The sequence below is a fragment of the Bacillota bacterium genome, assembly GCA_024655925.1.
GTDB lineage: Bacteria > Bacillota > DTU025 > DTU025 > JANLFS01 > JANLFS01.
This window is the reverse complement of record JANLFS010000031.1, coordinates 1-1,811: the sequence shown is the minus strand read 5'-3', so window position 1 is coordinate 1,811 and position 1,811 is coordinate 1. Positions and strand designations below refer to the sequence as shown.

Annotated in this window: 2 protein-coding genes; both read right to left on the bottom strand. The window is 60.7% G+C overall.

The genetic code is table 11. The features are described from left to right. Positions 1-424 (bottom strand): FAD-dependent oxidoreductase (locus NUW23_06460; protein ID MCR4425820.1); only part of this gene is annotated, 424 nt, incomplete at its 3' end. A 31-nt stretch (positions 425-455) separates the two neighbouring features. Further along, positions 456-1,811, bottom strand: a 1,356-nt coding sequence (gene mnmE / locus NUW23_06455; protein MCR4425819.1) for a tRNA uridine-5-carboxymethylaminomethyl(34) synthesis GTPase MnmE, incomplete at its 5' end; no start/stop codon positions are given.

Here is a 1,811-nt window from a genome sequence, read left to right as displayed (position 1 = left end):
TCAGCGTCCCCGTCTCAGTTGCCACTCCGGCGACGCGGCCACCAGCAGTGAGGATCTCGTTGACTGTGGTCTGGAGAACCCAGAGGTTGTCCTGGGACTCCAGAACGTTTCGCATAGCGACCTGGTACTCCGCCTTGTCCACCTGCGCCCTCAGACCCCTCACCGCAGGGCCTCTCGATGTGTTAAGCATCCGCAGCTGTATGAAGGTCTCGTCAGCGGCGAGTCCAATCTGTCCGCCCAGAGCATCTACTTCCCTGACCAAGTGGGCTTTTGCCGGCCCCCCCACGGATGGATTGCACGACATCTGAGCTATGTTCTCCATGCTCACCGTTATCCCAAGCGTACGGCAACCCATACGCGCGCAGGCGAGTGCGGCCTCGCACCCTGCGTGTCCCAATCCGATCACTACTACATCATAGTCCAACCGAAGCCTCCTCCCTTGCAGCCCCGAGTTCTCACTTCCCGATGCAGAACCGCTCAAAGATCATGTCCACGACGTCTTCGCGCGTGGTCTCACCCATCAGCTCGCCCAGCGCGTCCAGGGCATTTCTGAGATCGATGGCAAGTATGTCCAAAGGCATCCCAGCTGCCGCTCCGGCACTTGCGTCACGCAACGCTGCCTCTGCACGCCGCAAGCAGTCGACTCTTCTCGATGTGAAAGCGAAGTCTTCTTCCGAGTTGCCCCGCCCTCTTCTTACCACAATCTCTTCAATGGCCTCCTCCAGCTGAGGGATCCCTGCCCCTGTGAGCGCCGACACTTCCTGCACCGTCCGGCCATCCGCAAACCGTGATAGGGTGTCCTTGGCCAACGAAGGAGGCAGATCTGCTTTGTTGAGAACAACGATCGTACATTCTCTCGGGGTCCTGCGGATGACCTCCACGTCTCCGTCCTCGAGGGGCAACGACCGATCCACCACAGCCAGAGCGACGTCGGCCTCAGAGAGTGCCGTTCGCGCCCTTTCCACCCCTATGCGTTCCACGGGGTCATCTGACTCACGCAACCCCGCCGTGTCGACCAGCCGTATAGGTATCCCGCGTATGTTGGCGACCTCAGCGACTAAGTCACGCGTGGTCCCGGGAGACTCTGCGACGATCGCCCTGTCCTCCCGCAGGAGTGCGTTCAGCAGGCTGGACTTGCCAACGTTCGGCCGGCCGATGATGGCGACGGAAGCACCTTCGGAAAGGATCCGTCCGAGTGACGCCTGCTCCAAAGCGGAACTGACTTCCTGTGCGAGTTCGAACGCCGCGGTCCCGATCTCACCTGCCGAAACCTGCTCGACGTCATCTTCAGGAAAATCGAGAGAAGCTTCCACTCTGGTCAGGAGATCTACCAGCGCGTCTCGCATGCGCCAAAGAGCTCTCCCAACATGCCCTCCGAGAAATCTTGCGGCTATCTTCTGCGCACGATCGGTTCTGGCCTCCACGATCTCGAGGACCGCCTCTGCCTGTGAGAGATCTATTCTCCCCGAGAGAAAGGCTCGCTTTGTGAACTCACCCGGCTCCGCCAATCGGGCGCCGGCCTCCAGCACCAATCCCAGCAGAGTCTGGGCCGCGACCGTCCCGCCGTGACAGCTTATCTCTACCACGTCTTCCCTGGTGTAGCTGGCGGGTCCCGGCATCACAAGCATGATAGCCTCGTCCACAAACTCTCCTCTGGCGTTGTGGACTTGCCCGTACTTGGCTGTCCAGCGCTTCATTCGGTTCGGCTGGTCCCCTCCCCGTGCTCGCGGCCGGTACGGAGTGAAGACCTTCCCGGCGATCTCGATCGCCTGAGGCCCCGATATACGTATTATCGCTATACCTGCCTTGCC